This window comes from Corallococcus silvisoli (genome assembly GCF_009909145.1).
Taxonomy (GTDB): domain Bacteria; phylum Myxococcota; class Myxococcia; order Myxococcales; family Myxococcaceae; genus Corallococcus; species Corallococcus silvisoli.
In genome coordinates this window covers 140,991-167,954 of record NZ_JAAAPJ010000013.1, presented here as the reverse complement: position 1 = coordinate 167,954, position 26,964 = coordinate 140,991, and the positions used below count along the sequence as shown (strand labels likewise).

The following is a 26,964-nucleotide window of genomic DNA, read 5'->3' as shown; positions in this document are numbered from 1 at the left end:
GTTCACTCGTGGGAGGCGGAGTCCGCCTTCGCGTAGCGGAGCATGACAAGGCCAGACGGGTACGCCTTGGCCTCCAGCAGCTTCAGCGGGAGGCGCAGGGGCACGCTCCCGAGCAGCGGACGGCCACTGCCCAAGAGCCGCGGGCTGATGGCGAATTGGTATTCGTCAATCAGCCCGTGCTCCGACAGCTGTGACACGAGCGAAGCGCTGCCGAAGAGCATCAGGTCCCTTCCCGGCTGCCGCTTCAGCGCCTCCACCTCTCTCGGGTCGAAGGAGGGCAGGAGGCGGGAGTTGTTCCAGGTGACGGCCTTGCGCGTCGTGGAGAACACCAGTTTCGCTGACGCGTTGATCCACACGCCCATGGCGCGGACCCCTTCGCTCCTGCGTCCCTCGACGTGCGGGTCCGGCGAGGTGCTGGCGGCGTCGACGGCGTTTGGCCAGAACGACTCGAACATCTCGTAGGTCCGGCGTCCGAAGAGCATCGTGTCGAAGCTCGACAAGGACTCGACGGACTCCCGTTCAAGCTCCGCGTCCGCCACGACCCAATCCAGGCTTCCGTCCGGGGCCGCGAAGGCGCCGTCCGCCGACAGCTGGTTGAACATCACGATTCGCCGCATCGGTGACTCCAGGAGGAAGAGGCCGTCAGCGGACCGCGAAGCGCTTCGCCGACCGCAGCTTCGCCTTCATCGCTTCCATGTCGCGGTTTCTCGGCGGGGCGGTGGTGACCAGGGAGTCCATCAGCCGGCGCGCGACCTCCGTGATGTCCTCGACGGCGCGGTGGAACGCCTCCTCGTTCGCCTTGGAGGGCGCGCTGGTGCCGCTCAGCTTCCGCACGAACTGGAGGGCCGCCGCCCGCACCTCCGCGTCGGAGGCGGGCGGCTCGAAGTTGAACAGGGTCTTGATGCTCCGGCACATGGTGATCCTCCCGGGAGCGACCAGCGTACGCCATGCGCCCGCCTTTCATGGTGCCGGCGCGCGGGGGGAGGTTGGCTTTGATGAAAGCCACGCCAATCCTATCGAAGCTCATTTTGACAGAACAGTCTGCCTTTCGTGACATTCGTGGAATTGGCGTGGTTCAATTCCTGGCGGCGAGTGGCCCCCGCCACGCGCCATCACCCACACGAAGGGAAGCCCGTCATGAAGCATGTCCTGGGAGTACTCGCGGCCCTGGCCGTCACGGCCCTGGTGGCCTGTGGTGGACCGGCCACTGGTGACGTGTCGGAGGAGCTGGGGGAGGTCTCCAGCGCCCTGGCCACGTGTTCGATCTCCTGTGGGTCGGGGACGACGCTGTCGTGTTCGGGGACGTCCTGCTCTTCCGTGGACGGCTCCTATGTGCAGTGCAATGGCTCCTACCAGTACTGCCCGACGACGCCTCCGCCGCTGACCTGCTCGCGCGCGAACACGTGCACGTTCATCGAAGGCACGGACTGTCCGTTCGCGGGCACCGAGAGGCAGTGCTGTCTGGATGGTCAGCCCACGGGGGGCTGCTACTGCATGTCCAACAACACCTGGATCTGCACCGTGCCTCCGGGCGGCCCGTAGTCCACGCGCCGGGCCGCGGCGCGCTCGGGTCCTTCCACCGGGTGGGCAGGCTGGCGCACGACAAGGTGCTCCAGCGCATCGGGCGGACGAGCAGGCTCATCCCGGGGGGCCGGACACTGGCGCCCCCCTGACGAGCGCTGGCGGCGGGGAGGCAGGGGGGCGTGGCGGGATGACGCCCACGCTCCGAGCCTCTTCTCCCGCTCTCCGGGACGGAGCAAGCTGTCTGCCGTGTCCCGGCGCTCACAGCTGTTCCTCCTGGTCCTGGTGTCAGGGCTCCTGCACGCGGCGCTCTTCCTGGCGCTGTCGCGGAGCTCCGCCGGGCGCGTGCGGAGGCCGTCCGCGCCGCGGGCCATCGAGATGGAGATCGTGACCCGGGATTCTCCGCCCGTGTCCACGCCGCCTCCCGCCCGGCCCGTTCCGAAGCCGCCCAGGTCGGCCCCGCGTGCACCGACAGCGCCCATCGCGCAGCCCGCCCCTCATGAAGCGCCCTCCAGGCCCGCGCCAGAGCCGATGGCGCCCGATGCGCTGGCGGAGAGCACGCCGTCAGCGCAACGCTCCGACGCGCTGGCCGCAGCCTCCACGCCGCGGGGCGGGGATGTCCCGAGCGCGGGCCCCAAGCTCGACCTGAATCCTCGGGGGCTGATGGGCGGCGGGCTGCTGAAGGGAGGACCGCCGTCGACGGGACGGACGATCCGCAACGACCCCGGCTCGCAGCCCGACCCGAAGGCGTTGGCCGCCCTGGAGGCGGAGCACGTGCAGCGGCGGGTGGACGGGTGGGCCAAGGACGCGGCGGCGGCGGCGCGGGCCTCTGGGGGCGCGATGCCTCCCTACTTCGCGAAGCTGCGCCAGGGCTTCGCGGAGCGGCTGGTGGACCCGCCCCCGCCCGATGCCCGCGTGGTGCTCGGGCGGCTGCGGCGCGAACAATTGGAGGCGATGGAGCGGTTCGGCCGCACGGGCAGTCCCGACTCCACGAAGGAGCGCGACTTCCGGATGGAAGGCTTTGACCGGATGCGCGCCGCCGCGGAGTCCGGGCGCGCGGCGAACATGGCCATGATGGATGTCACGGCCCCCGTGCTCGCGCTCGCCGCCATCGTGGAGGTGCGGCAGGCGCGCGATGGCCGCCTGGTGGACCTCAAGGTGCTGGAAGGCTCCGGGGATCCGAAGTTCGACACCTGGGCGGTGTCGCAGCTGCGCGATGCGCTCGCCAGCGCGGACGCCCCCACGGATGGCGGCGTGGGCATCCATGAGGACGGGATGTGGACCCGCTGGCGGTTGGAGGAATACCTCGGCAACCCCCGCGTGAAGATCCACCTGCTCGCCGTCTACTGAGGCGCGGGACGCTTCCTCCGCGTCACTCTGGTCCGAGCGTGCCGACGAGGTTGCCCGTCGCCGCGTCGAACACCTCCAGCGATTGCCAGTGCGGCACGTAGATGCGTTCGCCTTGGATCCAGATGACGGACGGGGACGTGCCCATGTTGGTGCGGGGCACCGCCACGTCCCAGGCGATGGCGCCGGTGCGCAGGTCGCGCCGGATGAGCCGCGCGCCTCCCTGCTCCATCTCGTAGAGGATGTACACCGCGTCACGGGTGATGTCGGCGGTCTTCGGGGGCGTGTCCCTCAGCAGGAGCGGATCCCCGTCCGCGACGACGCCGTGCCACAGGGGCTTCCGGTTCCCAGGCTCGTACACCGCCACCAGGGGCACCTGCGTCCCCGGCCACCGCGAGCCCAGCGCCAGGGTGTAGCCGTTCGCCCGGTAGAGGTACTGCGTGGAGAAGCCGCGGATGTCGGAGGGCGGGTAGCTGGAGCGGATGCAGGGCGTGGGGTGTTCCGCGGGGCGGAGCATGTTGCAGGTCTGGGGGCTCAGGGGCGGCGTCGCGCAGCCGGGCGGGGCCCGGGGCGCGGGCCGTGCGGTGGCCGTGCGGGTGTTGAAGAGCAGGTGCTTGCGGTCCACCACCTCCACCCAGACGGACTCCGTGTCTCCTGGCGGGATGCAGAGCCGGCGCGGCGAGTCCGACAGCGCCACGCGCCCCAGCCGCTTGCCCGTTTCGAGCTCCAGCAGGTTCACCGCGCGCTGCTCGCTCATCACCAGCCGCCCGCCCTGGGCGATGACCTTCGTCGTGCTGGAGGCATCCGGCCCCTCCGAGGGCAGCGTCTCCCAGAGCTTCTCGAACGTCTTCCCGTCGAAGGCGGCCACCAGGTCCGTCGAGCCGGAGTTGTAGCGGCTCACGTGCCCGATGATCTCGTCGGTCCCATCCCCGTTGAGGTCCACGAACACCGGCGCATCCCGCTCCGCCCACTGGAGGCGCTCCGGGCGGGGCGGCGGAGGAGGACTGGGAACGAAGGGGGGCGGGGGGACAACGGCTGGGGGCGGGCTGGAGACGGGCTCGGGCCTGGAGGGGGGGACCTCCTCTGGAGGGTCGCCGCGCCATGCGAACACCGCGACGATCACCCCCAGCAGGAGCACCCCCACGGACCCCGCGATGATCATCGCGACCTGCGGGTTCGTCGGCGCGGAGGCGGGCGCTGGCGGGGCGGGCGGAATCGAAGGCGGCCCTTCCAGGTCGAACGCATGGCCGCAGTAGCCGCAGGTGTAGTGCGTCCGCGAGACCTGCGGCGTGAAGGGTGCGTTGCAGTGGGGGCAGCGGGAGGCTCTGGGGACGTTCCGGGCCATCCGGTAGGTCTAGCACCCAGGACGCGAGAGAGGGACGAAACACGAAAGCCCCCTTCCTCCGCGCGGGACGAAGAGGGCTTCGCGGCGCACACCCGCGCCAGGCGGAGGGCTACTGCACGGTGGCCTTCAAGGAGACGCCCGTGAACGCGCTGTAGCCGCGCACGGACACGTACCAGGTGCCGGCGGTGGGGTTGTTGAAGGTGCAGGTCTCCTCGTTGCCGCTGGCGTACGGGCGGCAGTTGTACAGGGACGTGGTGGGCTGCGCGCCCTGGCGCACGTACAGGTCCGCGTCGCCCGTGCCGCCCGACTGGAACACCGTCAGCGCGGTGGTGCCCGAGGGGACGTTGATGGCGTAGTGCGTGAAGGAGCCGGTGGCGCCCGACAGGCCGCCCAGGTCGAGCACCGTCGTGCCCTGGGACGCGCCGTTGAGGGTGTTGGTGATCCAGTTCTCGAAGGACGACACGCGGCCGTACATGCCCGGGTAGCGCGCGTCGGCGCAGCCGTAGCCCCAGCTCACGATGCCCGCGAGCACCTGGGTGCCGCCCTTGAGGACGGTGAGGGGCCCCCCGCTGTCACCCTGGCAGGAGTCCTTGCCCGGCGACGCCGCGCCCAGCTGGTCCGCGCCGATGGTCTCGCTGGGGTAGCTGGACTGCGCGGAGGCGTTGGTGATGAGGGCCACGTTCACCGTCTGGAGCGTGTCCGGCAGGGAGGAGGAGCCGCTGCTCAGCGTGCCCCAGCCCGTGACGCGCGCGATGACGCCCGCGTTGGTCACGCCCGCCGCCTCGTCCTCCTCGGTGACCCGCGGGATGGCCTTCGCGTTCGCGCCGCTCAGGTCCAGCGGCGAGGACAGCTTCAGCAGCGCCGCGTCCTTGCCCACGTTGGCGTCGACATAGCCCGGGTAGACGAACACCTGCGACACCGTGCGGATCTGCCCGGCGCTGCTGCCGCTGCGCTTGGTGATGCCGGCCACCACGCGGCCCGGCTTGGAGATGCTGCCCCCGGAGTTCACGCAGTGCTGCGCGGTGAGGATCCAGCTCTCGTTGATGATGGTGCCGCCGCAGAAGTGGCTGCCGCCGCTGCTCTGCAGCGACACCTGCCACGGGTTCTGCGCGATGGTGGTGTTGGCGCCACCGACGATTTCCTGCGACGTGGCGGCGGGAGCCCCCGGCTGGGGCGGCTGCTCCTCGGTGGCCTGGGGACCACACCCGATGATCAGCAGCGAAACCGCGCTGGCGGCGGTCCAACGGCGCACGACCTGTCCTGAAAACATGTTGGCCTCGGTGAAGTGATGAAACGGGAGACCGAACGACTCTGGATGGGCCCTGCACGTCTTGCTAAGCGCCCCCGCCCTGGCAATTAACGCAACTGGATAGCTCCTGTGATGGTGTTGTCCACCCATCGCTGGATGGCACCGCGGGCTGTCCAGGGGCCGACGCTCGGCGACACGCGGCCTGTTGTCCCGTGGCCGCGGGTCACGTGTCATCCAGGCTGAGGCCGCGCAGGTGGCTGACGTCCCCCCAGGTCACCATCCGGAAGCCGCCTTCGTGCAGGTCGAACTGGTTCCAGCCGGCGTTGAGGACGGAGAAGGCGCGTGGCGTGGACGGCGGGATGCCCAGGCAATGGCGGAGCAGTCCGCTGAGCAGCCCTCCATGGGTGACCACCACGACGCGGGCCTCCGGGTGCCGTGCCCCCAGCTCCCCCAGACACTGGAGCGCCAGCCGCAGTCGCTGGGACGCGCTCTCGCCCTTGGGGACGACGTAGTCGGCGCCGCCCTCCGTGTACGCGGCGAAGACGTCTGGGTATCGCTGTCGGGCCTCCATGCGCGTCAGCCCTTCGAGGATGCCCAGCGCACGCTCGCGCAGGCGTGCATCCGGCTGGAGGGCGTGACCCGTACTCGCCGCGATGCGGGCCGCCGTCTCCACCGCGCGATCCAGGTCGCTGCTGTAGAGCGCCTGGAAGGGGAGGGTGGCGAGGCGCTCGGCCAGGGCGTCCGCCTGCCGCAGCCCTTCGCGGCTCAGGGAGCTGTTCATGTGTCCCTGCAAACGGTCCTGGGCGTTCCACTCCGTCTCCCCGTGCCGGAGCAGGATGAATTCTGTCGTCATGGGCTCAAGCGTGACGGGCAAGGCCCCGGGGGAGCAAGGCGCATGGGCGGCGCCCGTCCACCGCCGGGTGAAGCGGCTTGCGCTACGGTGGGGCCCCGGCTCCCCGCCGGTGTCGAGGGAGCCTTCCAATGGGCACGTTCCTGGCGGTGGTGGGTCTGGGGGTGGAGCTGGTGCTGGCCGTGGCCCTGATGGGGGCCACGTTCGTGGCGCTGGCCTTCAGCGGCGAGGCCTACCGCCGTGGCATCACCCTCGCGCATCGGGCGATGAACGCGCTCTCGGCCGTCATCGCCATCGTCCCGCTGCTCCTCACCCTGTGGGTCATCTGGCGGCGCTTCTTCTCCTCGCGGCCGTGGGGCGAGGTGCCCCTGGGCCTGGGCCTGCCCCTGGCGGTGGGGCTGCCGTGCGCGGCGGCGGTCTTCCTGGCGCTCCTTGGGGGCGAGGCGCTGGCCGGCCGCGCCTTCGAGTCCCGGCGCCGGAAGGAGCGCAGGGGGCTGCGCGCGGAGGTCGAGCGCGGCGCGGTGGAGAAGTCCTGCGACCTGGTGGTGACGGACCCCGCCGCCACGCCCGAGGACCTGCGCCGATGCCGGACGCGCATCGAGTCCCTGGCCAGCCCGGAGGCGCGCTGGCGCGAGTTCCTGAAGTTCGTTGACGGGCGCACCGGCTTCCGCACCTGGAACCCGGAGGAGCTGGGGCTGGCCCCGTCCTGGGATTGGAACCGGTCCGTCGCGGTCGTGAGGCATGAGCAGGAGTGGTTCCTCCCCGCCTTCTACGAGACCTGGCTCGCGCGGTCGGACGCGTTCCTGTCCGAGGCCGACCTGGAGCGGCTCCTCGGGTGTCTGAACCGGAGCCGGCGCTCCACGGGCTGGAGCGCCGCGGCCATCGAGCGGCTGCGTCCCCAACTCCTCCCCGAAATCGCCCGGCGGCTCGACGCACGACAGGGCCTCTCCGGGACCGGCGCGCTGTGGCGGGACTCGGCTCGCGAGGTGCTTGCCGCGCTCCAGCGGACGCCGGAGGAGGGCGGCGGGCCTCCCGTGCCAGCGTCCCCTGGGACACCCGCCCCGGATGCCATCGGGCTCGCGCGCCTGGGGGAGGATGGCTCGTTGCATCTCTGGCTGCGGGCCACGCCCACCACGGGCACCGTCGGCGATGTCTATTTCAACGTCTTCCCCCATGAGAAGGAGTTCAGCCAGTGGATGAAGCACATCGGTCCGCTGCCGCCGGGGGAGGTCCGCGGGGTGTCGCCATTGCGCTCGCGCTGATTGGCGGTGCCCCGTGGACGGGGACCCGCGCGGGTCCGTCCACGTGAAGGACGCGGCCAGACAGGCTGGAGTCACGTGACGGGGGCGAAGCGCGATGGCGTCGAGTGCCGTGGCGGACGTTTACTCCCACAGGCGGAGGTCGATGGCGTTGGCCATGCGCTCGGCGCCCGCGTCATTGGGATGCAGTCCCTCCACGGTCAGCTCCTTGCGGATCGCGTCGGGGTTGGCCGGGTCTCTCACCGCCGCCTCGAAGTCAATCACCGCATCGAACCCGCCAGCGCCACGGATCCACTGGTTCACGGCCTCGCGCAGGGCCTCGTGCTCCGGCGTGAAGTAGGGGTGGCCCTGCATGGGCGTCAGGGTTCCGCCATACACCTTCAGGCCCTTGGCCCGCGCACGCTGGATGAGCTGTTCGTAACCCTGGATGATTTGCGCGGCGGTCACTGCTCCGGAAGCGGGCCCCGACCGACCGATGTCGTTGATGCCCTCCAGGAGGATGACGGCCTTGACGCCCCGCTGGGCCAGCACGTCCCGCTCGAAGCGCTGCGACCCCTTGGGCCCATAGTCGTCCTTCAACAGCCGGTTCCCTGACAGCCCCGCGTTGAGCACGCCCACGGGCTTGCCACCCCGCGCCGCCAGCCGCTGGGCCAGGCGGGCCGGCCACGAGCGCCCCGTGTCCACCGTGGAGCCCGCGCCGTCGGTGATGGAGTCACCGAACGTCGCGACCAGGGATGCGTCGTGCGCCGCGTCCACGTGCAGCGCGGTGAGGAAATAGAGACTGCGCGTCGTGAGCGCGGACTCGAAGGTCCGCGCCGCCGTGTGGTCGCCGCTCGCGGAGACATAGGTGCTGTTGGCGCCCTGGAGGTGCCACGTCACCGCGCCCGAGCGCTCCAGGAAATAGAGCGAGACGGCCACATCCCGCTGGCCATCGACCGCGAGCTCGACGGCTTCACTGACGGCCGTCCGGCCTGGAGGGATGCTGACGGAGGCCGCACCCGCGAAGCGAACCTCCCGGACCGTCGCGGGGTCGATGGTGATGCCGCTGACTCGGAGGGCCACCCGGACCGCCTCCAGCCGCAGGGGCTGCGTCCCGTACTGGTTGCTCAACACGAGCCTCAGGCGAGGGCCCGCCAGCGTCGGACGCACGAACATCCGCACCGTCTGGGCGCGGAAGCTGGGCCCGGCGAGCTCGGCGGCGCGAGCGCCGCTGGCCGACGGATGCATGGGCGCGGTGAAGGCGGGGAGCCAGAACGGTGGAGGGAGCGGCACACGCTCCTGGCCCTCGACACGGGGCCCGCCCAGCACACAGGCCACGGTGAGCAACGCGCGAAACACACCCCGCGGCGCTCCGACACGGGACGACCTGCGCTGTCGCTCCATGACCTCTCCCGAGGGCCCCATTCCTCCACCCTCATCCGGAAGGATGGGCCCCCTGGAGGAGCGCGACGCGTGTGGCTTTTTGCGGACATGCCCCAGTTCCACAATGCGGACAGACCCCCCCTCCTCCGGCCCGAGCGCGCGGGGGAGGGGAGTGTGCGAACGCTCCATGCCTTCACCGGGGCCATGCCCCCGGCCCCCCGATTGGAGCCAGTCGCATGTCCTCCCGCATCCACCTGTCCTCACCCCACATGGGCACGCTCGAGCGCGGCTATGTCGACGAAGCGTTCGAGAACAATTGGATCGCCCCCTTGGGGCCGCACGTGGACGCCTTCCAGGATGAGTTCGCCCGGTGCGTGGGCACGCCGCACGCGGTCGCGCTGAGCTCCGGCACGGCCGCGCTCCACCTGGCGCTCCAGTTGCTGGGCGTGGGGCCCGGAGATGACGTGCTGGTGAGCACGCTCACCTTCGCCGCGACGGTGAACCCCATCCGCTACCTGGGGGCTTCGCCCGTCTTCATCGACAGCGAGCGCACCTCCTGGAACATGGACCCGGTGCTGCTGGAGGAGGAGCTGGCGATGCGCGCCCGAGTGGGCCGGCTGCCGCGCGCCGTGGTGGTGGTGCACCTCTACGGCCAGAGCGCGGACCTGGATCCGCTCCTGGCCGCGTGCGACCGCTACGGCGTGCCCATGGTGGAGGACGCGGCGGAGGCCCTGGGCAGCACGTACAAGGGCCGCGTGCCGGGCACCGTGGGGCGGGTGGGCATCTATTCGTTCAACGGCGATAAGATCCTCACCACGTCCGGGGGCGGGATGCTGGTGTCGCCGGACGGGGAGCTGGCCCGGCACGCGCTCAAGCTGGCCACGCAGGCCCGGGACACGGCGACGCACTGCCAGCACTCGGAGATTGGCTACAACTACCGGCTCAGCAACGTGCTGGCTGGGATTGGCCGGGGGCAGTTGCAGGTGCTGGAGGACCGGGTGGCGGCGCGCCGCGCGAACCACGCGTTCTACGCGAACGCCTTCCAGGACCTGCCCGGCATCGCGTTCATGCCGGAGGCCCCGTGGGGCCGGCATACGCGCTGGCTGACGGCCATCACCATCGACCCGGCGGTGTTCGGCGCGGACCGGGAGGCGGTGCGGAGCGCGCTCGAGCGGGAGAACATCGAGGCGCGGCCGGTGTGGAAGCCCATGCACCTGCAACCCGTCTTCGCGAACTTCGAACGGCGGCGGGGCTGCGTGGCGGAGGAGCTCTTCCGTCAGGGGCTGTGCCTGCCTTCTGGCTCCAGCCTCACGGCCCGGGAGCTGGAGCGGGTGGTGGAGGCGGTTCGCGCCACTCCCCGGAAACAGGCGCTGCGGACCACGGGTTGACGGGCAGGGGGCGCGGCCCGGTGGCGTGGCGCTCCACCGGGCGGTTCGTCATGACCGGGCCCGGGCCGCGCGCTGTAGCACCTCCGCCAGCCGCTGGGCGGCGGTGTCCGCGGAGTAGCGCTCCCGGCCCAGCCTGCTCGCCAGCGCCCCGGCCTCCGCGAGCCACTTCGGGTCGCGCAGCCGGCGCGCCAGCATGCGCGCCGCGGCGGGGATGTCCTTGGGCGGCAGGCGCAGGCCGAAGGGCTCCCGGTCCATCAGCTCCGCCTGCCAGCCTCCATAGTTGAGCGCCAGCGGGCGTCCCGCCGCGAGCACGTCGAAGAACTTGTTGGCGGAGGTGTCCTGCATGCCCGTCACGTCAGTGAAGAGGGACATGGCCAGGGAGGCCGCGCTCAGCAGCGCGGGCACCTGCTCCTTGGGCACGCCAGGCAGGAAGAAGAGGTTCTGGTCCTTCACGCCCAGCGCCTCCGCCAGCGCGTGCAGCGAGGCCTCCTCGCGGCCCCGGCCCATGATGACGAAGCGCACCTCCGGGTCCCATTCGCGCATCTCCGCCGCCACCCGGACCAGGTAGTCCACGCCGTTCACCAGCCCCAACGTGCCGGCGTACAGCACCATGGGGCGGTTCCCCAGCCACGCATGCCTCTGGCGGAACTCCGCGCCCGCGGACGCCGGCACCTGGAAGCGCTCCGGGTCGCAGAGGGTGGGGATGATGGTGATCTTCTCTGGAGCCACGCCCGCCGCCTGCACGCCGGCCTTCATCCCCGGGGACAGCGCGACGATGTGCTCCGCGCCCGCGTAGGCCGCCTTCTCCAGGAGCTGCGCGGCCAGGATGGCGGAGCGGCTCTTGAGGGCACCCACGGCGATGGGGAAGGCGGGCCAGAGGTCGCGGACCTCGAAGACCATGGGGCGCTTGTTCCACCGCGAGGCGGCGATGCCCGGCACCGCGATGGTGAGCGGCGTGCTGGTGGCGAAGAACACGTCCGCCGGCAGCCGCGCCGCGCGGCGTGTGGCGTTGAGCGCGAAGTGGCCCGAGGTCCGGACGCGCTCCGTGTAGCTCATCGCGCCGCTGGAGGGCGCCGGGAGCCAGTGCACCTGGATGCCGCTCTCGTTGGACTCGCGCCAGCCCCGGCCCGCGCCGCCGTCCGTGCGCGGGTCGGACGTCACCATGTGGACCTCGTGGCCCAGGGTGACCAGCCTGCGGGCCAGCTCGTAGGAGCGTGTGTCCCCGTGCGGGGTGGGCGTGTTGAAGTGCTGGTGCAGGTAGACGATGCGCATGTCAGGCGGCTCCTGTGGGTGAAGGCCGCGGATGGGGGCGTACCTCGGGCCCCCAGCGCAGGCGCTCACGCATGACACCGTGGCCCGGAGGAGGCCCCGTTGCATGGGGCGCAAGTCTTTGGGGTCGCGGATGCGAGCGTAAGCCCACCGCGCGCCAAGTGTCTGGAACGCGTTAGGGGTCCCCAGCGAGGCGACACCGGGCCCATCCTCCAGGGCCGAGTGGAGGGCGAGCGCCCGAATCAAGACATCGTCGCCTCCCTCCGGGGGTAATGACAGACGCCAGGCCTGCCCCGATACCCTCTGGCTGCGTCAAGGCGCGCCCCCGTTCCTGACGCTCCCGGCCGTTCGTCGAGGGGTTTCCATGGTCCTGTCCCTTCCCCAACTGCGTGAGGTCACGGAGGCCCACTTCACGTGCCTCACGGAGCGGGAGCTGGCCGAGCGCCGTCGCGAGGAGGGTGTCCGCGTCATCTCCCACCGGGGGCACTACTGGGAGCAGTCAGGCCTGCCCGGCTTCTTCCAGCCGGTGCACCTGCTGGCGCGGCTGACGCCCGACGAGGCCACGGCCCCCACCCCGCTGTCCTGGGGCTTCCGGGCGGCGCTGACGCCGGAGACGGCGAGCGCGGCCACCGGCCAGGTGCCCGTGGCGCGGCTGCGCGACCTGGACACCTATGACGTCCAGCACCTGGATTCCGACCGGCGCGGCGAGCTGCGCCAGTGCCAGCGCCTGGTGCGCATCGTCCAGCTCACCGGCCCGTCACTGCTCCTGGAGCAGGGCTACGGCGTCATCCGGGATGCGCTGACGCGAACACGCCCCAAGAAGATTCCCACCCTGGACGAGTACCTCAAGAGCCTGCGGCGCTACTTCGTATCGGACCACTGGTGCGTGCTCGCGGGGCTGGTGGATGGAAAGCTGGGCGGCTACCTGGATGGCTACGTGGTGGACGGCGTCGCGTATGGTTTCAGCGCGTACTACGCAAGCTGGGCGCTGCCGCTGAACATCTCCACCGGCCTCCTCTACGCGTTCGCGCAGGTCTGCCGTCGCTTTGAAGCCCGGACGCTCGTGGGGGGACTGCACGGGTCCGACGCGGCGCCGCTGGAGCCGTTCGAGGACGGGCTGGGCTTCGTCGTGGACCCCATCCCCATCCACTGGGGCATGAATCCGCTGGCGCGCGCCTTCATCCGCTGGCGCTACCCCCACGCGTATTCCTGGCTCACGGGCCAGCCGTGAGCGGACGGAATCGGAGGCCGGGGATGCAATGGAGCCGGGTCCCGTGCATGAAGGAGGGGTGTCCTCCGCACCTGTCCTCGACTTCGGCCATTACCTGGGCACCCCCCTCCAGCGCGTGGAGGTGCCGGGGCTCGTCTTGACGGAGAGCACCTACGCGCCCGGGGTCCGGTTGCCGCCGCACCGGCACCGCCACGCGGGCTTCCGGCTCACGCTGGAAGGGGGCTTCACGGACGTGGTGGAGGGGCGCGCCCGGGAGTGCACTCCTCGGTCGGTCGCCTTCCAGGCGCCCGAGCTCGCGCACGCGCAGCACATCCGGGACGTGCGCACGCGCACCTTCAACATCGACTTCTCGGAGGCGTACTGGCGGGTGCGGTGTCCGCTCGTCGCGGGGTTGGATCCCCGGATGGAGCTTTCGTCGGTGCGGCTGTCCACGTTGGGGGCGCGCGTCTACCAGGAGTTCCGGCGCGCGGATGACGTGGCGGCGCTGGCCATCGAGGGGTTGTCGCTGGAGCTGCTGGCGGAGGCCGTGCGCGCGTCCGCGCCGCGCAAGGAAGGGGGCCCGCCGACGTGGCTGGGCCGCGTCCAGGAGCGGCTCGACGCGGTCCGGGGGCCGCCGCCCACGCTCGCGGCGCTGGCGCGGGAAGCGGGGGTGAGTCCCCTGCGGCTGGGCCGGGCGTTCCGCCAGACGTACCGGTGCAGCCCCGCGGAGTACCTGCGGCGCTCGCGGCTGGAGCGGGCGGGCCGGGCGCTGCGCGAGACGGAGCGGCCGCTCGGCGACATCGCGCTCGACGCGGGCTACTGCGACCAGAGCCACCTGACGCGTGAGTTTCGGCGCCGGCTGCACCTGACCCCGGCGGAGTACCGGCGGCTCGCGGGGCCTGCGTCTCGTTCCAGGCGGTAGGTTTCGTCCAAGACGCGAGCGCGGGCCCGGTCCACGCTGGCGACCATGACTTCGGAATCGTGGATCCTCTTCCGCCGTGCCGGGGCGCTGTTGGCGGCCCTGATGCTGTCCGCCTGCGCGGGCACACGGCCCGTCCCTCCTCCCTGGGAGCCCGGGGTGCACCGCGTGGACGCGGGGCGCACCCCCTGGGTGCTCCGCCCGTCGGAGGCCTATGACGCCCTGTGCCTGCTGAACCTGCTGCGCGGCGAGGACTTCTACACGCGCCACTATCCGGCGGAGTTCCAGCGCTTCTCCGCGCTGCTGGGCGCTCCGGAGCAGGCGGCGCTCGCGCACCTCACCGAGCGGATGGCGAAGCAGGGCGGGAAGATGGTGGGCCCCTTCCTGTCGCTCGTCTTCTCGGTCTCGGGGGCCACGACGGTGGACGGGCTGACGGCGACGGTGGAGGACGACGCCGCGTGGCGGAGGATGCGCGCGGCCTTCCTGGCCACGACGTATGGCCAGGAGGACGGCTTCGCGGAGATGGAGGACGTGCGGCAGGACCTGGGCGTGTTGCTGGCCTTCCTCCAGCGCGTCGGGTTCGCGCGCATCTGGCGCGCGGAGTACCTGCCGAAGGTGGAGCAGGCCATCGCGGGGCTGGCCGCGAAGGTGGCCCCGTATGACGTGGTGGGCTGGGATGAGCAGGTGCTGGGGCGGGAGCTCCAGGTGGCCGCGCTGAACGCGCACGTCCTCATGTTCGCCCGGCCGCATGGCATCCGGGTGACGGGATGGAACTTCCTCACGGACGCCACCTACCCCATGGACGTCACGGTGAAGACGGCGGCGCATGAGCTGCTGCACCCGCCCTTCGTGCGCGCGGGTGTTCTCGACGAGCGGCTGTCGGCGCTGGAGGCGGACCCCTACTTCCAGCGGCTCGTGCGCGAGCATGACCCCGCGTTCGGCTACACCGAGGCGCGCGGACTGACGGAGGAGGACTGCGCGGAGGCCATCGACGTCTTCGTCAGCGAGCGAGAGGGATTGCTGCGGAAGCGGGACGGCCAGCCGCTCACGGGCGCGGAGTTCTTCGCGGACCACGATGACGGCATCCACGTCCTGGCCTTCGTGCTCTACGAGGAGCTGAAGCGCGCCGGCTCCTCCCGGACTGGCACCTACGAGGACTTCCTGCTCGCGCTATTCGAGCGGGGCGTGCTCGCGCCCGGCCAGCTGGAGCGCCGCTTCCGCGCCTCCCCGGGGCACTACCCCGTGAAGGCGCTGGGCGAGGCGGCGACGCCCTGACTCAGAAGCACTCGCGGTCGTCGGTGAAGGCCGGGCACCAGGTCGAGGCTCCGTCGCACGAAACGCCGCCGCAGATCTTGTTGCCCTGCGGGGGCAGCGTCTGGACGGAGTAGCCACTGCAGCTCAGCGTGGTGTTCCCCGCCTCGCAGTAGAACGTCACCGTCTGGAGCGTGGGACAGTCGCTGCGCTGGCCGTCACAGGTGACCGACTGGCCCTGCACCGCGTTGCACACGTTGCCCGTGCAGGAGAGGGTCGCGCCCCCGGGGCACGTCGTTGAACAGACGGACATCGCCGTGACGTCGGCCGCCGGCGGCTCCGCGCCGGGCTCGCCCGCATCCATCGGGCCGCCGCACGCCACCGCCTGCAATCCCAGCACGGCCATCGCCACGAACAGGAAACGCTTCATCACAGACTCCTCCAGGACAAGTTTGATAGAAAAGATATCCTGGATTACTCAGCCCTGCGAGGCGCCGCGTGGGCGACTCATGGGGGGCCGTCCTGGGCCGTGGCCTTGTCCGGGACCGCGTCGTCCAGGCGCTGCTGGAGGGCCTTCCAGCCACGGCTCCCCGCCTCCCGGGCGCGGTCGAGCGTTTCGCCCGCGCCCTGGGCCACCTGCTCCGGAGAGAGCTTCGCGGTGCCCTGCCGCACGCGGTCCATCCAGCGCAGCGGGGCGTAGAGCTGCTTCGCCCGCTCGGGGCCGAGCACCACGGTGAGCACGTGCTCCAGGCCTCCCGCGCGCGCCAGCAGGGCCCTTCCCAGGAGCAGGCCCGCGCGCGTCTGCTGGAACAGCGGCAGGCTGTCGCCGTGCTTGCGCAAGGCCTCCGCGCTGTCGTGCACCTCGCGCTGCTCCGTCTCTTGCAGGAAGGGGCTGGCGGCGAGCCGGTCGAGCGACGCCGCGGCGTCCTCGTAGCGTCCGCGCCGGGTGTGGATGAGGGCCCAGCCCCACCACGTCAGCTCGTTCTCCACCCCCAGCGCCTGGAGTGAGCGCAGGCCCTGCTCGATGTCGTCCTCCGCGGCGCGTTCACGCTTCAGGCCCATGCGGTTCCACGCGCGCAGGAAGTGTCCCGCGGCGAGCGCCGCCTCGCGTGACTGCGCCGGCGTGGTGTCCCGCAGGGCGGGGAATTCGTCCGGGGGGAGCTGCTCGGCTTCGGTGAGGAAGGCGGTCAGCTCCTCCTCGGCGGCGTAGTGGTAGCCGCCGAGGCAGAAGGAGAGCCCCCGGTTCGCGCGCACCGCGACGCGCATGGACGGGGGCCAGGTGGGCGCGGGCGTGGCGCGCGACAGCTCGTAGAAGACGAGCTCCGTGGCGGGGACGCGGTCGGAGCGCTCGGCGGCGTCCAGCAGCAGCCAGAGGGCCGCGAAGAGGGCGTGCTCCTGGCCCGCGTCATAGGCCGTGGGGGGCGTGGAGGTGGGGGCCCACCGGGACCACAGCAGGGGAAATTCGTCCTCGTCGCGCGTCTGGAGCGCCTTGCGCGCCTTATAGAAGGCGATGCCCAGGTCCAGGTACGTGCGGGCCGCCGCGCGCGTCGCCTCGTCCGTGAGGGGCTTGTCCGGCAGGGCGCGCGTCTCGGCCAGGGCCTTCCACAGCAGCGCGACCTCCTCCGGGGCCTTCGGGTCGCCGTCCGCGCGCAGGGTGAGCTTGAGCGCGCGGTAGGGCACGAGCGCGACCGAGTCGCGCATGCGCTGGTCGATCTCCGCGCGCTCCTTCGCGGCGCGCTCGGCATCCGTCCGCTGACAGCCGCCGCACGCGGCGAGTCCGAGCAGCAGGAGGGCGGCGAGGCGCGGGAGCAAACCCCGTCGCCGGGGAGCGGTGTCCATCATGGCCGTGGACGCTAACACCGGTCCTCCAGCGGCGGGACCTGCCTTCCAGGCTACCGGATGCCGAGCAGCGCGGCGAAGAGGTCGCGGGGATCGAGCCCCGGCGGCAGGCCGGAGACGCCGCCGTCATTCACCTCCACCACCGCCCAGCCCCCGTCCTCCAGCATCGCGACGTCCAGCGTGAAGAACGGAGACGCGATGCGCTGGCCCAGCGGCGCGAAGGCGGAGAAGTCAGGCACCTCCACGTCGAACTCGTGGTACGGCTCCGCCGCGAGCAGCCGGCCCCGGCCGAAGAACAGCCGGAACTCCAGGTGCGCGGGCCCCTCGGGCGTGCGCCCGTAGACCTTGAGCGGCAGGAAGCGGCGCACCACGAAGCCGCGCTCGAAGCGGTCGCCTCGCGCGTCGAGCAGGTTCAGGCAGACGCGCTCGAAGTCCTCGCGCGTGGCGTCCGCGGGCACGAAGCACGCCTCCGCCCAGCGCTCCTTCGCGGACTTCACGTGGTCCTTCACGATCCACGGCGACGGCCCGAGCCGCCGCGCCGCATGCCACGCCTCCGCCACGTCCGTCCCCTCCGTCCAGACGGAGCGCGCGGTGTAGCGGGCGAGGCGCGGATACCAGCGGGGCAGGTAGTGCGCGGCGGCGTACTGCTCTGGCGTCGTCATCAGCCGGTGCCCCAGCGCCGCCACCGCTTCGTCGAGCGCTCCGTACTCCTCCTCCGTGAGCATCCAGCCCCGGTACAGCAGCCGCAGCCGCCCTCGCTCCGGCACCCCGCTGAGCGCCCGCTCGGCGTCCCTGGACAGCAGGGCGGAGAGGTCCGCCTGATACGTGTCCACACCCAGGGCCTCCGCCGCGTCGGCCTCCACGTCGAAGGGGTCTGGCTGGTGCGGGTTGCGCCCGAAGAGGATCGCCGTCGCCTCGCGCGAAGGGCTCATCGCGACCTCCGGGTTTCGCGGAACGACTCCACCACGACAAGGGGGATGGGCATCCAGGCACCTTTCGTCATTGCGAGTGGAACGGCAGGGCCCTCGCTGACGCCGGGACACAGGGGACCTGACACGGCCACGGTGGAGGCGTGAGCACGCGACCACGGGCTGCATGTCTGGAGCTGGAGGGCTTCCTGTCTCCGACGCCCCCTCACGGTGACGTCTGACACGCCGGCCTCCAGGGGGCTTGCCACCCGGGGCAGGGGACCCGTAAAGCCCCAGCCCATGCCGAACCCTTCGGATCTCCTCCACGCGGAGCTGCGGCGCTACCTGCGCGGCTACCCCACTGCCTCCGTGTGCGCGGCCATGAGCTGGCAAGGGACGACGCACGTCGAAGGCCTTCGCCACAAGGGGCCCCCTCCGTCCACGGAGGCGATCTTCTCCCTGGGGTCGCTCACGGAGGTCTTCACCGCGGCGCTGCTGTCGGTGATGGTGGAGCGGGGCGACGTGCGGCTCGACGAGCCCCTGGGGCGGTTGATCCCCGCGTCGTTGCTGAGCGACGAGGTCGCGCGCGCCATCACCCTGGAGCAGCTGGCGACGCACACCGCGGGCCTGCCCAACCTGCCCCCCAACCTGGACGCGGCCCCCCAGAATCCGGACGACCCGTTCGGCCACTACTCCGCGGGCCTGTTCGGCGAGTTCCTTCGGGGCTACCACCCCCAGCGTCCGCCGCCGCACCCGTCCTCCGAGTCCTTCCTGGGCATGGGCGTGCTCGGCCACGCGCTCTCCCGGCGCGCGGTGTTGAACTACGGGCACGCGATGCGGGACCTGCTCTGCAAGCCCCTGGGCCTCGCGGACACCACGGCGCGCGTCACCGACGAGCAGGCGCCGCGCCTGTTGTCCGGCCACACCGCGCGAGGCAAGCCCGTGCCGCCCTGGACCTTCCCGGCGCTCCCCGGGGCGGGGGCGCTGCACGCCACCGTGGGGGACGTGCTGCGCTTCCTCGAAGCGAGCCTCGGGCGGGGGGAGCCCTTCTTCACGCGGGCCCTGTCCCGCATGCAGGCGCCCCGCGTGAAGGCCGGGCCGTGGCAGCGGGGCCTGGGGTGGAACGTCTCCCGGGTGCGCGGACACGACGTGGTGTGGCGCTCGTCCGCGATGGGCGGCTCCGTGGGCTTCATGGGCCTGTGCGTCGCGGCGGACGCGGCCGTGGTGCTCCTGTCCGACCACGGGTGGTCGCTGTTCTCCGCGCTGCGGGGCCGCGTGCCCCTGGAAGCGCCGGGGCTCGCGCTCCTCTCCCGGGTGCTGCCCGGCTGAGGGCGGGGGGACGCGGCTTCACGCGCCCCGGGCGTGCGTGCGTCGACGCGTGAATTCACGCGAGGACGGCGCGCGTTCACGCGTGAATCCGGGTCGGGGGCCCGCGTGGACGGGCCAACCGCTGGAAAGCACACGGGGAGGGCCGGTGGCATCGCGGTTGCTCAAGGAGGGTGCGTCCCCGGCCCGCGGCGCCGGAGGACCCACGCACCTCCCGCCGCCTCCATCGAAAGAGAGCACCCCCATGAGTGGCCCGCCGATCCTCACCTTTGGCACCGTCAACCAGTTCCAGCTCATGTACAGCGACAAGGGCTCAGGCGCGGACCTGGACGGCTGTTTCTACCGGGGCGTCGTGTCCGGTGACACCACGTTCCTGCTGGGGGACTACGCCCAGGGCAACTACAACCCGCCCTCCGGCTCCGTCCTCACCGTGTCCGTGCAGAACGATGATCCGACGAACCCCGCGCTCGCGGCGCCCACCGGCTATGCGCTCATCTGGACCGACCAGGGCAGCGGCGCGGACATGGACGGCTCGCTCTGGATGCCCATCGCGCCCCAGGGCTACGTGGCGCTCGGGGCGGTGTCGCAGACGGGCTACAACTCGCCCTACATCCCCAACCTGCGCTGCATCCGGTTCGACCTCGTGAAGCAGGGGCTCATCGGCTCGCTCATCTGGAGTGACGAGGGCAGCGGCGCGGACCTGGACGTGTCCTGCTACGCCACCAGCTCGCCCGGGCTGTTCTACGCGCAGGGCAACTACAACCCGCCCGTGGGGCCGGTCTGGGTGCCTTCGCAGCTCGTCTCCAACTCCTAGTCCACCTCACACCGAAGCCCGCCCCGAGGCCCTGGAGCGCACCCGCTCTCCGGGGCCTCGTGTCTTTCCCGCCTCCCTCCCTTGTCGACCCGACGCGCGCGGTGGCCCCGCGCGTGCTGGAGCCTCCATGTCCAAAGACACCCCACCGAACCTCGCCTCCCCGGGACGACTGGGCGCGCTGATGCTCGCGCTGCTGGTCCTCGTCTCCTTGAGATGTACCTCCGTGGCTCCCAAGCGCGTGGAGCCCCAAACCCTGAGTGCCGTCGCGCTCCCAATGGACGGCGCCGCCGCGCCGGTGGGCATGCTCCCGGGCCGGTTCACGCCGGGCGCCAACGGTGACGCGCAGTACTCCGTCGCCATCGACGTGCCGTCCGGCATCCAGGGGTTGGATCCGAGCCTGTCGCTCGTCTACGGCAGCATGTCCGGCGACGGCACCGTGGGGATGGGGTGGCAGCTCCAGGGGCTGTCCGCCATCTCCCGCTGCAAGCAGACCTTCGCCGTGGACGGCGTGCGCGGCAGCATCGGCTACGACGCGCAGGACCGCTTCTGTCTGGACGGCCATCGCCTCATCAACGTCACCGGCGCCTACGGGGCCCCGGCCTCCGTCTACCGCACGGAGCTGGAGACGTGGCGTCAGGTGCAGGCGTCGCAGCAGCAGTGCGGCTCCGGCCCCTGCTCCTTCACCGTCACCACCGCGCAGGGGCAGCAGTGGACCTACGGCGCGAGCACCGACAGCCGCGTCCTCGCCGTGGGCCGTGCCGAAGCGCGCGTCTGGGCGCTCACCCAGGTGAAGGACCTGAACGGCAACACGCTGAACGTCAGCTATTCGCAGGCGCCCATCTCCAGCACGAGCGCCGCGGACGGCCAGTTCTACCCGGTGCGCATCGACTACACGGCCAACGCGACGGTGGTCCCCGCGGTGGCCGCGAACCGCTCCGTGCGCTTCTCGTACGTGGCGCGCGGCGACGTGTCGAGCCGCTACGTGGGCGGCTCGCCCATCCTCACGCGCGCGCTCCTGTCCAACGTCACGACGTATGTGAATGACACCGCGGTGAAGGACTACCGGCTCACCTACGGCACCGGCCCGTCCACCGGCCGCAGCCGCGTGACGAGCGCCCGCGTGTGCGCGGGCACCGGCGCGTCGGCGCCCTGTCTGCCCGCGACGTCCTTCCAGTTCCAGGGGGCCTCCGCCGTGGCCTTCACGCCGAGCGATCCGAAGCTCCAGGTGCCCCAGGGCTTCACGGCGCTGCTGCCCGGGGACGTCAACGGCGACGGGAAGGCGGACCTGCTCTACCTGTCCAATGGCCAGTCGATGAAGGCGTACGTGTACCTGTCCACGGGCACGGGCTTCACCGCGTGCGCGACCCCCACGTCCATCGCGGCGGGAAGCCAGCAGCGGCTGCTGCCCATGGACGTCAACGGCGACGGTCGCGTGGACCTGGTGCAGCTGTGGAGCCAGGGCGGCGCGCTCCAGGTGACGACGTACCTGTCCAACGCGACGTCCTGTGGCTTCACCGCCACCAACGCCAGCGCCCCGGGCACGAGCAGCAGCTACGCCCAGGCGTACCCCATGGACGTGAATGGCGATGGCCGCACGGACCTGGTGCTGGCGTCGGCCGCGTCCGGGCAGATGGGCTTCCAGACGCTCCTGAGCAACGGCCAGGGCTTCACCGCGGGGCCGAGCACGACGCTGGGCGGGCAGGCGGGGGCGCGGTGGTGGCCCATGGACGTGAACGCGGACGGGCAGGTGGACCTGGTGCAGGCGTGGCAGTCCGCGTCGGGCGCCACCCAGCTCACCGCGTATCTCTCCAATGGCCAGACGTTCGGGAGCGGCGTGGATTCGTCCTTCGGGAGCGGCCGTGCCGGGGCGCTCGCGGTGTGGCCCGTGGACGTGAACGCGGACGGGGTGATGGACCTGGTGCAGGGCTGGGTGTCGCAGGGGACGCTGAACCTCCAGGCCTTCGTCTCCACCGGGGACGGGCACTTCGTGGACGGTGGCTCCACCAACACCGGCCGCTCCGCCACGGACCTCTCCGCGTTCTGGCCCATGGATGTGAATGGCGACGGCCGCACGGACCTGGTGCAGGCGTGGAACAACGGCGGGACGCTGGACCTGCTCGTCTACCGCAACACCGGCGCGGGCTTTGACTCAGGCACGGACACCCAGACGGCGCTGAGCGCCGCGAACGTGGCCACCACGTACCCCATGGACGTGGACGGCGACGGGCTCGTGGACCTGGTGCAGGGCTGGCCGAACGGCTCGGGCCTCTCCTTCACGAACTTCATCGCCCAGGGCCCCACGCCGGACCTGGTGAGCAGCGTGGTGGACGGCCTGGGCGGGCAGGTGGACATCACCTACGTCCCCATGTCCGACCCGTCCGTCTACACGGCGAACGCGAGCACGGCGGCCCCCACCTATCCCAGCTCCGACGCGCTGGCCTACGTCTTCCAGGGCGCCCCCGCGCAGATGCCCTTCCAGGTGGTGGGCGGCGGAGTGATGCAGCTGGTGGCGAAGACGGTGATGCACAACGCGCTGCCCGGCGGCGCCGCGTACGCGTACACGGACACGTACCAGTACGCGCGGGCCCTCATCGACCGGCAGGGGCGCGGCTGGCTCGGCTTCCAGCAGGTGACGAAGCATGACGCGCAGGACGGCCAGGTGCTGGTCACCACGTACAACCAGTCCTTCCCGTACACCGGCACGCCGTCCGTCCTCCAGACGCGGTGCGACGCCACGGTGTCCAAGGATCCGCTGTGCCCCAAGGGCAAGACGGACACGCTGCTGTCCTCCAGCCGGACGGACTACTCCGCCGTCAGCACGGCGAAGGGCGCCACGGCCACGAGCCAGCGCGTCACGCTGGTGCAGAAGACGCGCGTCCAGACGGACGCGTATGCCTATGGTGTCTATGGCGACTCCCACGTCACGCAGTACCAGTACGACGCGTACGGCAACACCGTGCTGGAGAGCGACCTGGGCATCACGAACGCGAAGGGCGTGGACGCGTCCCCCAGCGACAACGTCTACACGTGCAGCCAGTACTCGAACGACGCGGCGCGCTGGCGCCTGGGCTACCTCACCGACACCAAGGTCTCCCGCACGAGCGCGTGCTCGAACTTCACGGCGTTCAACGCGAGCACGGACTTCTCGCTGCAACACCTGACGTACACGACGGATGGCCGGTGGAGCCTGGCGTCCCTGGGCACCTGGGACAGCACGCAGGGCGCCTTCCTCACGACGGCGTATGGGTATGACGGCTTCGGCAACCGGACCCGGCAGATGCTGCCCGGGGGCGGCGTCATCACGACGACGTATGAGTCCGCCTTCCACACGTACCCGGACACGAAGACGTTCCCGGCCAACGCGGCCGGCACCGCGCTGAGCGAGCGCTACGGCTACGACGCGGCCCACGGCACGCAGGTGGCCATCCTGACGACCGCGGGCGCTTCCCAGCTCACCTGCCTGGATGCCTTTGGCCGGGAGCGCGCCACGCAGGGGCCCGTGCCCTCCAGCGGCATGGCCACGGACACGAACTGCGTCAGCCCCGGGGTGACGGGCCTGGCGGCGCCCACCTTCCGCGCCGCGGCCGTCGCCACGCTCAAGACCCAGGCGTGGAGCACCGACGCCCTGGGGGTCTTCGTCACGGAGAACACGCTCCAGGGCTGGACCGCGAGCGGCGGCACGCCGGACTGGCGCTGGACCCACGTCCACCTGGACGGGCTGGGCCGCAGCTTCAAGGAGGTGGCGCAGGGCGCGGCCTCCGACGGCAACGGGGTGTCGTGCCGCGTGTATGACGGCGACAACCGCGTCCTCCAGGAGTCCGTCCTCCAGTCCTTCCCGGGCGACGGGCCCTCCTGCACGCCGGGCACGGGCGGGCCCACGCTGTGGAGCACGAACGCCTTCGACGTCTACGGCCGGCTCACGCGCCACACGCGGCCCGCGGGCTCGCAGGGCACGGAGACCTCCGTCACCCAGGTGGCGTACACGGGCGTGGACACCGCCACGCTCACCTCCGCGGTGGGAGATCCGTACCAGACCCAGAAGGTCTTCAAGTACGCGTACTACCGCGGCCAGCGAAAGCCCCTCCAGATCGTCGTCCCCCAGGAGGGCAATGCCACCACGGCGCTCGCCTACGACGCGCTGGGGCGGCTGACGTCGGTGACGGACGCGAGGACGGGCTCCAACCCGTCGGGCGTCACCAACACCGTGACGTATGACTCGCTCAACCGCCGCCTCACCGCGGACAACCCGGACCAGAACACCGGCGCGTCCGCGGGCGCGAAGGCCAGCACGTACGCCTACGACGCGAGGACGGGCTACCTGTCCCAGGTGACGGACGCGCGGGGGCAGACGACGCGCTTCACCTATGACGGCCTGGGCCGGATCCTCACCTCCACGGGCTCCGACGGCACCGTCTACACCTATGGCTATGACGACCCGGCGGCGGCCTTCGGCGGAGGACAGCTCACGCAGGTGACCGGCCAGCAGGGCGGCGCGCAGGTGTTCCAGTCCACCTTCGCCTACGACCCCTACGGCAACCGCACCCAGAGCCGCGTCCTGCTCCAGGGCGAGCCGTCCGCGTACACCACCGTGCGCGCGTATGACCCGCTCGCGCGCGTGCGCACCCTGACGTATCCGGATGGGACGGTGCTCCAGCGCACCTACGCGCAGGGCAACCTCACCACCCTTGCGTCCGGCACGACGACGTTCGCGAGCTACAGCGGCTTCAACGCCCAGGGGAATCCCCAGCAGGTGGTGTATGGCAATGGCGCCCGCGCCTCGTACACCTACGCGCCGCAGGGGGAGCTGAACACGCAGCAGGTCCAGGACTCCGCCCAGCAGACGCTGGTGGCGCAGGGGATCCAGTGGGACCACCTGGCGCGTGTCACCGGCATCACCGACGCCGTGAAGGCCGGCGGCGTGGACTTCAGCCAGCTGTTCACCTACGCGAACGACCGGCTGTCCCAGGCCTCCGCGCAGGGGCTGTATGGCGCGCGGACGTTCGCCTACGACGCGTCCGGCAACCTCACGAACAACAACGGCGTCGCGTACACGTACCAGGCGCACCGCGCGCTGAAGGGCACGCAGGGCGCGGCCACCGTGTTCTCGCTGGGCTACGACGCCAGCGGCAACGTGGTGTCCAAGCAGGCGCAGGGCTCCACCTGGGCCTTCACCTACGACGCGCGCAACCGCCTCACGCAGGTGACCCAGGGCGGCGTCCCCGTCCTCTCCTCGCTCCAGTACGGGCCCAACGGCAACCGCCTGCGCAAGGTGGACGGCGGCGGCGTGACGAGCCTGTACCCGGATCCGGCGTACACCGTCACGAAGCTGCCCGGCGGCGCGGTGGAGGCCACGCGCGCGGTGATGGGCCCGGACGGCATGGTGGCCGCCGTGACGGTGGCGGTGTCCGGCACGGTGTCGGGTGCGCCCGGCGCGGGCTACCCCCAGCCGGGGACGCTGTACTTCCACGCGGACCACCTGGGCAGCACCGCGCTCACCACGGATGCCTCGGGGAAGAAGGCGTCGCAGGTGGCGTATCTGCCGTACGGCGGCGTCTTCCGCCCGAAGACGACGGGCCCGGACGACTTCCGGCCCAAGTTCCAGGGCCGCGAGGCGGACGAGCCCAGCGGGCTGCTCTACTTCGGGGCGCGCTACTACGACCCGGCGCTGGGGCGCTTCCTCACGCCCGACTCGCGCACCGCGAGCCGCATCTCCGGGCGCGATTCGCTCAACCGCTTCGCCTTCGCCATCAACAACCCCGTCACGTACACGGACCCGACGGGCCACAGCGTCTGGGACAGCGTGCTGGGCGCGACGCTGGGCACGCTGGAGGTCGCCGTGGGCGTCGTCATCGACGTCGTGAGCGACGGCGCGCTGGAGTCCGTGGGCGGGGCCTTCATTGGCGCGGGCATCAACGGGATCATGTACAGCGCCACCAGCGGCAAGTCCTTCAGCTGGAAGCAGTACGGCATCCAGCAGGGCGTGGGCGCGGTGCTGGGCATGCTCACCGGCGGCTTCGGTGAGACCGCGGAGTCCGGCGTGGGCCTGGCGGAGAGCGAGGCGTCGCAGCTGGAGGCCGCGGGCGCGCGCGAGGCCACCGCGGCATCGCAGCGGGCCGCGGGAGAAGCCGAGGGCACCGTGCTGCGCACGGGCGTGGAGGAGACGGCGGACACGCAGGGCACGTCCGCCGCCGACTCGCTCACGTCGGACCGCGCGCCATGCCCCAACAGCTTCGTCGCGGGGACGTGGGTGGCCACGGCGGACGGGCCGCGCGCCATCGAGACGCTCCAGGCGGGCGTGGCGGTGCTCAGCCAGGACGACGCCACCGGGTTCATGGCGCTGCGCGCGCTCGTGGCGACGCGTGAGAAGGACGCCGTGCCGGTGGTGGAGGTGGTGCTCCAGTCGGAGGAGGAGGGCGCCTCCGAGCGGATCGTCTCCACGCCCGCCCACCCGTTCTGGGCCCGGGACCGGGGCTGGACGGAGGTGGGCCGGCTGGGGCCGGACGACGCGGTGTACTCGGCGAAGGGGACCTGGCTGCGCGTCGTGAGCGTGCGGGCGCTGGCCGAGCCCCGGCCCGTGCACGACCTGCAGGTCCGCGAGCTGCGCACGTACTTCGTGGGCCGGCTGGAGGCCTGGGTCCACAACTGCACGCTGGGCGAGGCGAACGCCGCCGCGACCGAGGCATGGCAGGACACGACCGAGGCCAGCGTCTTCTGGGACGACTACCACGAACAGTGGCGCGCTTCGGGCGTGGCCGCGTACGACTCGCGAGCGGGGTCGAATCTGATCTCGGTGGAGGGCAGCGGCTCCGTTCCCCGGGGGGCGAACATGCACCCCCGCATGCGCGCGGAGATCGAGGGACAGTTCGGACGGGGCAGGGTGGGACAACGCGGGGTGTGCAACAACTTCCTGGGGGCGTGCGCGGAACAGCGGGCGGCCAACGCGCTGCTGCAGCAGGGCGCCGAGTGGGAGGACATCCGCTTCACCAACCCCTTCCGGCCAAGGACTGGCAGGAACATGCCGGTCTGCGAGAACTGCGAGCGGTTGTTCGGCCGGGACGCATTCCCGCGGAACGCGACGTTCGACAGCGGCCAGTGAGGCCACGAGGT

General features: G+C 71.5%; 20 protein-coding genes. 10 read left to right on the top strand and 10 right to left on the bottom strand.

Annotation, left to right across the window (positions count from 1 at the left end):
• Positions 1–2: 2 nt before the first annotated feature.
• Both GTY96_RS25455 and GTY96_RS25450 read right to left on the bottom strand, forming a co-directional pair.
• A complete protein-coding gene (locus GTY96_RS25455) occupies positions 3–617 on the bottom strand; it encodes a dihydrofolate reductase family protein (protein WP_161666066.1) in 615 nt (204 codons plus the stop codon).
• Between the two features lie 25 nt (positions 618–642).
• The gene (locus GTY96_RS25450; RefSeq protein ID WP_143905467.1) at positions 643–915 is read right to left on the bottom strand and encodes a DUF2277 domain-containing protein; all 273 of its coding nucleotides are present in this window, start codon (positions 913–915) and stop codon (positions 643–645) included.
• Positions 916–1,137: 222 nt separating this feature from the next.
• Here GTY96_RS25450 and GTY96_RS25445 point away from each other — a divergent pair, with 222 nt between their 5' ends.
• Together GTY96_RS25445 and GTY96_RS25440 are read left to right on the top strand one after the other, a co-directional pair.
• Entirely contained in the window at positions 1,138–1,542 is a 405-nt protein-coding gene (locus GTY96_RS25445; RefSeq protein ID WP_161666065.1) for a hypothetical protein, read from the top strand.
• Positions 1,543–1,770: 228 nt separating this feature from the next.
• The gene (locus tag GTY96_RS25440) at positions 1,771–2,871 is read left to right on the top strand and encodes a ferrichrome ABC transporter substrate-binding protein (protein WP_143905462.1); all 1,101 of its coding nucleotides are present in this window, start codon (positions 1,771–1,773) and stop codon (positions 2,869–2,871) included.
• A 22-nt stretch (positions 2,872–2,893) separates the two neighbouring features.
• Here the strand turns inward: GTY96_RS25440 and GTY96_RS25435 are convergent, their stop codons facing one another.
• From GTY96_RS25435 to GTY96_RS25425, 3 genes are all read right to left on the bottom strand, one after another.
• Entirely contained in the window at positions 2,894–4,213 is a 1,320-nt protein-coding gene (locus tag GTY96_RS25435) for an Rcat domain-containing protein (RefSeq protein ID WP_161666064.1), read from the bottom strand.
• Between the two features lie 109 nt (positions 4,214–4,322).
• Positions 4,323–5,465, bottom strand: a complete 1,143-nt coding sequence (locus GTY96_RS25430; protein WP_328701000.1) for a trypsin-like serine protease — start codon at positions 5,463–5,465, stop codon at positions 4,323–4,325.
• Between the two features lie 220 nt (positions 5,466–5,685).
• On the bottom strand, positions 5,686–6,315 hold the full coding sequence (locus tag GTY96_RS25425) for a histidine phosphatase family protein (RefSeq protein ID WP_143905456.1): 630 nt from the start codon (positions 6,313–6,315) through the stop codon (positions 5,686–5,688).
• A gap of 128 nt (positions 6,316–6,443) precedes the next feature.
• Here GTY96_RS25425 and GTY96_RS25420 point away from each other — a divergent pair, with 128 nt between their 5' ends.
• Positions 6,444–7,574, top strand: a complete 1,131-nt coding sequence (locus tag GTY96_RS25420; protein WP_143905454.1) for a hypothetical protein — start codon at positions 6,444–6,446, stop codon at positions 7,572–7,574.
• 120 nt (positions 7,575–7,694) lie between these two features.
• Here GTY96_RS25420 and GTY96_RS25415 read toward each other — a convergent pair whose 3' ends face one another.
• Complete coding sequence (locus tag GTY96_RS25415) at positions 7,695–8,843, bottom strand: SGNH/GDSL hydrolase family protein (protein ID WP_161666062.1); 1,149 nt, start codon at positions 8,841–8,843, stop codon at positions 7,695–7,697.
• A 326-nt stretch (positions 8,844–9,169) separates the two neighbouring features.
• On the opposite strand from GTY96_RS25415, the gene GTY96_RS25410 reads away from it, so the two are divergent.
• A complete protein-coding gene (locus tag GTY96_RS25410; protein WP_143905450.1) occupies positions 9,170–10,321 on the top strand; it encodes a DegT/DnrJ/EryC1/StrS family aminotransferase in 1,152 nt (383 codons plus the stop codon).
• Positions 10,322–10,369: 48 nt separating this feature from the next.
• On the opposite strand, the gene GTY96_RS25405 is transcribed toward GTY96_RS25410, so the two are convergent.
• Positions 10,370–11,593 (bottom strand): glycosyltransferase family 4 protein, encoded by a 1,224-nt coding sequence (locus GTY96_RS25405; RefSeq protein WP_143905448.1) that lies wholly within the window; start codon positions 11,591–11,593, stop codon positions 10,370–10,372.
• 361 nt (positions 11,594–11,954) lie between these two features.
• On the opposite strand from GTY96_RS25405, the gene GTY96_RS25400 reads away from it, so the two are divergent.
• Genes GTY96_RS25400 through GTY96_RS25390 form a run of 3 tightly spaced genes read left to right on the top strand, consistent with a single transcriptional unit; the run spans position 11,955 to position 14,994 of the window.
• Positions 11,955–12,821, top strand: a complete 867-nt coding sequence (locus GTY96_RS25400) for a hypothetical protein (protein WP_161666061.1) — start codon at positions 11,955–11,957, stop codon at positions 12,819–12,821.
• A 58-nt stretch (positions 12,822–12,879) separates the two neighbouring features.
• Positions 12,880–13,722 carry a helix-turn-helix transcriptional regulator gene (locus GTY96_RS25395; protein WP_255442640.1) on the top strand — a complete coding sequence of 281 codons (843 nt, stop codon included), beginning with the start codon at positions 12,880–12,882 and terminating at the stop codon, positions 13,720–13,722.
• A 45-nt stretch (positions 13,723–13,767) separates the two neighbouring features.
• Positions 13,768–14,994: a hypothetical protein gene (locus tag GTY96_RS25390; RefSeq protein WP_161666060.1), complete on the top strand. Its 1,227-nt coding sequence runs from the start codon at positions 13,768–13,770 to the stop codon at positions 14,992–14,994.
• Between the two features lies 1 nt (position 14,995).
• On the opposite strand, the gene GTY96_RS25385 is transcribed toward GTY96_RS25390, so the two are convergent.
• The 3 genes from GTY96_RS25385 to GTY96_RS25375 form a co-directional block, all read right to left on the bottom strand.
• Entirely contained in the window at positions 14,996–15,400 is a 405-nt protein-coding gene (locus tag GTY96_RS25385) for a hypothetical protein (RefSeq protein ID WP_143905438.1), read from the bottom strand.
• A 77-nt stretch (positions 15,401–15,477) separates the two neighbouring features.
• A complete protein-coding gene (locus GTY96_RS25380) occupies positions 15,478–16,812 on the bottom strand; it encodes a hypothetical protein (RefSeq protein ID WP_161666059.1) in 1,335 nt (444 codons plus the stop codon).
• 50 nt (positions 16,813–16,862) lie between these two features.
• Complete coding sequence (locus GTY96_RS25375; protein WP_161666058.1) at positions 16,863–17,741, bottom strand: ATP-grasp domain-containing protein; 879 nt, start codon at positions 17,739–17,741, stop codon at positions 16,863–16,865.
• A 276-nt stretch (positions 17,742–18,017) separates the two neighbouring features.
• Between GTY96_RS25375 and GTY96_RS25370 the strand changes: the two genes are divergently transcribed.
• From GTY96_RS25370 to GTY96_RS25360, 3 genes are all read left to right on the top strand, one after another.
• Complete coding sequence (locus GTY96_RS25370) at positions 18,018–19,046, top strand: serine hydrolase domain-containing protein (protein ID WP_143905432.1); 1,029 nt, start codon at positions 18,018–18,020, stop codon at positions 19,044–19,046.
• A 241-nt stretch (positions 19,047–19,287) separates the two neighbouring features.
• The gene (locus GTY96_RS25365) at positions 19,288–19,857 is read left to right on the top strand and encodes a Vps62-related protein (protein ID WP_143905430.1); all 570 of its coding nucleotides are present in this window, start codon (positions 19,288–19,290) and stop codon (positions 19,855–19,857) included.
• 127 nt (positions 19,858–19,984) lie between these two features.
• Positions 19,985–26,953 carry an FG-GAP-like repeat-containing protein gene (locus GTY96_RS25360; protein WP_161666057.1) on the top strand — a complete coding sequence of 2,323 codons (6,969 nt, stop codon included), beginning with the start codon at positions 19,985–19,987 and terminating at the stop codon, positions 26,951–26,953.
• Positions 26,954–26,964 lie beyond the last annotated feature (11 nt).

What these genes read in the sequence shown, in the direction of transcription:
- GTY96_RS25450 (WP_143905467.1), bottom strand. Translation starts at nt 915, where the DNA reads ATGTGCCGGAGCATCAAGACCCTGTTCAACTTCGAGCCGCCCGCCTCC.
- GTY96_RS25420 (WP_143905454.1), top strand. Translation starts at nt 6,444, where the DNA reads ATGGGCACGTTCCTGGCGGTGGTGGGTCTGGGGGTGGAGCTGGTGCTG.
- GTY96_RS25400 (WP_161666061.1), top strand. Translation starts at nt 11,955, where the DNA reads ATGGTCCTGTCCCTTCCCCAACTGCGTGAGGTCACGGAGGCCCACTTC.
- GTY96_RS25435 (WP_161666064.1), bottom strand. Translation starts at nt 4,213, where the DNA reads ATGGCCCGGAACGTCCCCAGAGCCTCCCGCTGCCCCCACTGCAACGCA.
- GTY96_RS25360 (WP_161666057.1), top strand. Translation starts at nt 19,985, where the DNA reads ATGTCCAAAGACACCCCACCGAACCTCGCCTCCCCGGGACGACTGGGC.
- GTY96_RS25385 (WP_143905438.1), bottom strand. Translation starts at nt 15,400, where the DNA reads ATGAAGCGTTTCCTGTTCGTGGCGATGGCCGTGCTGGGATTGCAGGCG.
- GTY96_RS25365 (WP_143905430.1), top strand. Translation starts at nt 19,288, where the DNA reads ATGAGTGGCCCGCCGATCCTCACCTTTGGCACCGTCAACCAGTTCCAG.
- GTY96_RS25380 (WP_161666059.1), bottom strand. Translation starts at nt 16,812, where the DNA reads ATGATGGACACCGCTCCCCGGCGACGGGGTTTGCTCCCGCGCCTCGCC.
- GTY96_RS25405 (WP_143905448.1), bottom strand. Translation starts at nt 11,593, where the DNA reads ATGCGCATCGTCTACCTGCACCAGCACTTCAACACGCCCACCCCGCAC.
- GTY96_RS25445 (WP_161666065.1), top strand. Translation starts at nt 1,138, where the DNA reads ATGAAGCATGTCCTGGGAGTACTCGCGGCCCTGGCCGTCACGGCCCTG.
- GTY96_RS25455 (WP_161666066.1), bottom strand. Translation starts at nt 617, where the DNA reads ATGCGGCGAATCGTGATGTTCAACCAGCTGTCGGCGGACGGCGCCTTC.
- GTY96_RS25370 (WP_143905432.1), top strand. Translation starts at nt 18,018, where the DNA reads ATGCCGAACCCTTCGGATCTCCTCCACGCGGAGCTGCGGCGCTACCTG.
- GTY96_RS25410 (WP_143905450.1), top strand. Translation starts at nt 9,170, where the DNA reads ATGTCCTCCCGCATCCACCTGTCCTCACCCCACATGGGCACGCTCGAG.
- GTY96_RS25425 (WP_143905456.1), bottom strand. Translation starts at nt 6,315, where the DNA reads ATGACGACAGAATTCATCCTGCTCCGGCACGGGGAGACGGAGTGGAAC.
- GTY96_RS25390 (WP_161666060.1), top strand. Translation starts at nt 13,768, where the DNA reads ATGACTTCGGAATCGTGGATCCTCTTCCGCCGTGCCGGGGCGCTGTTG.
- GTY96_RS25375 (WP_161666058.1), bottom strand. Translation starts at nt 17,741, where the DNA reads ATGAGCCCTTCGCGCGAGGCGACGGCGATCCTCTTCGGGCGCAACCCG.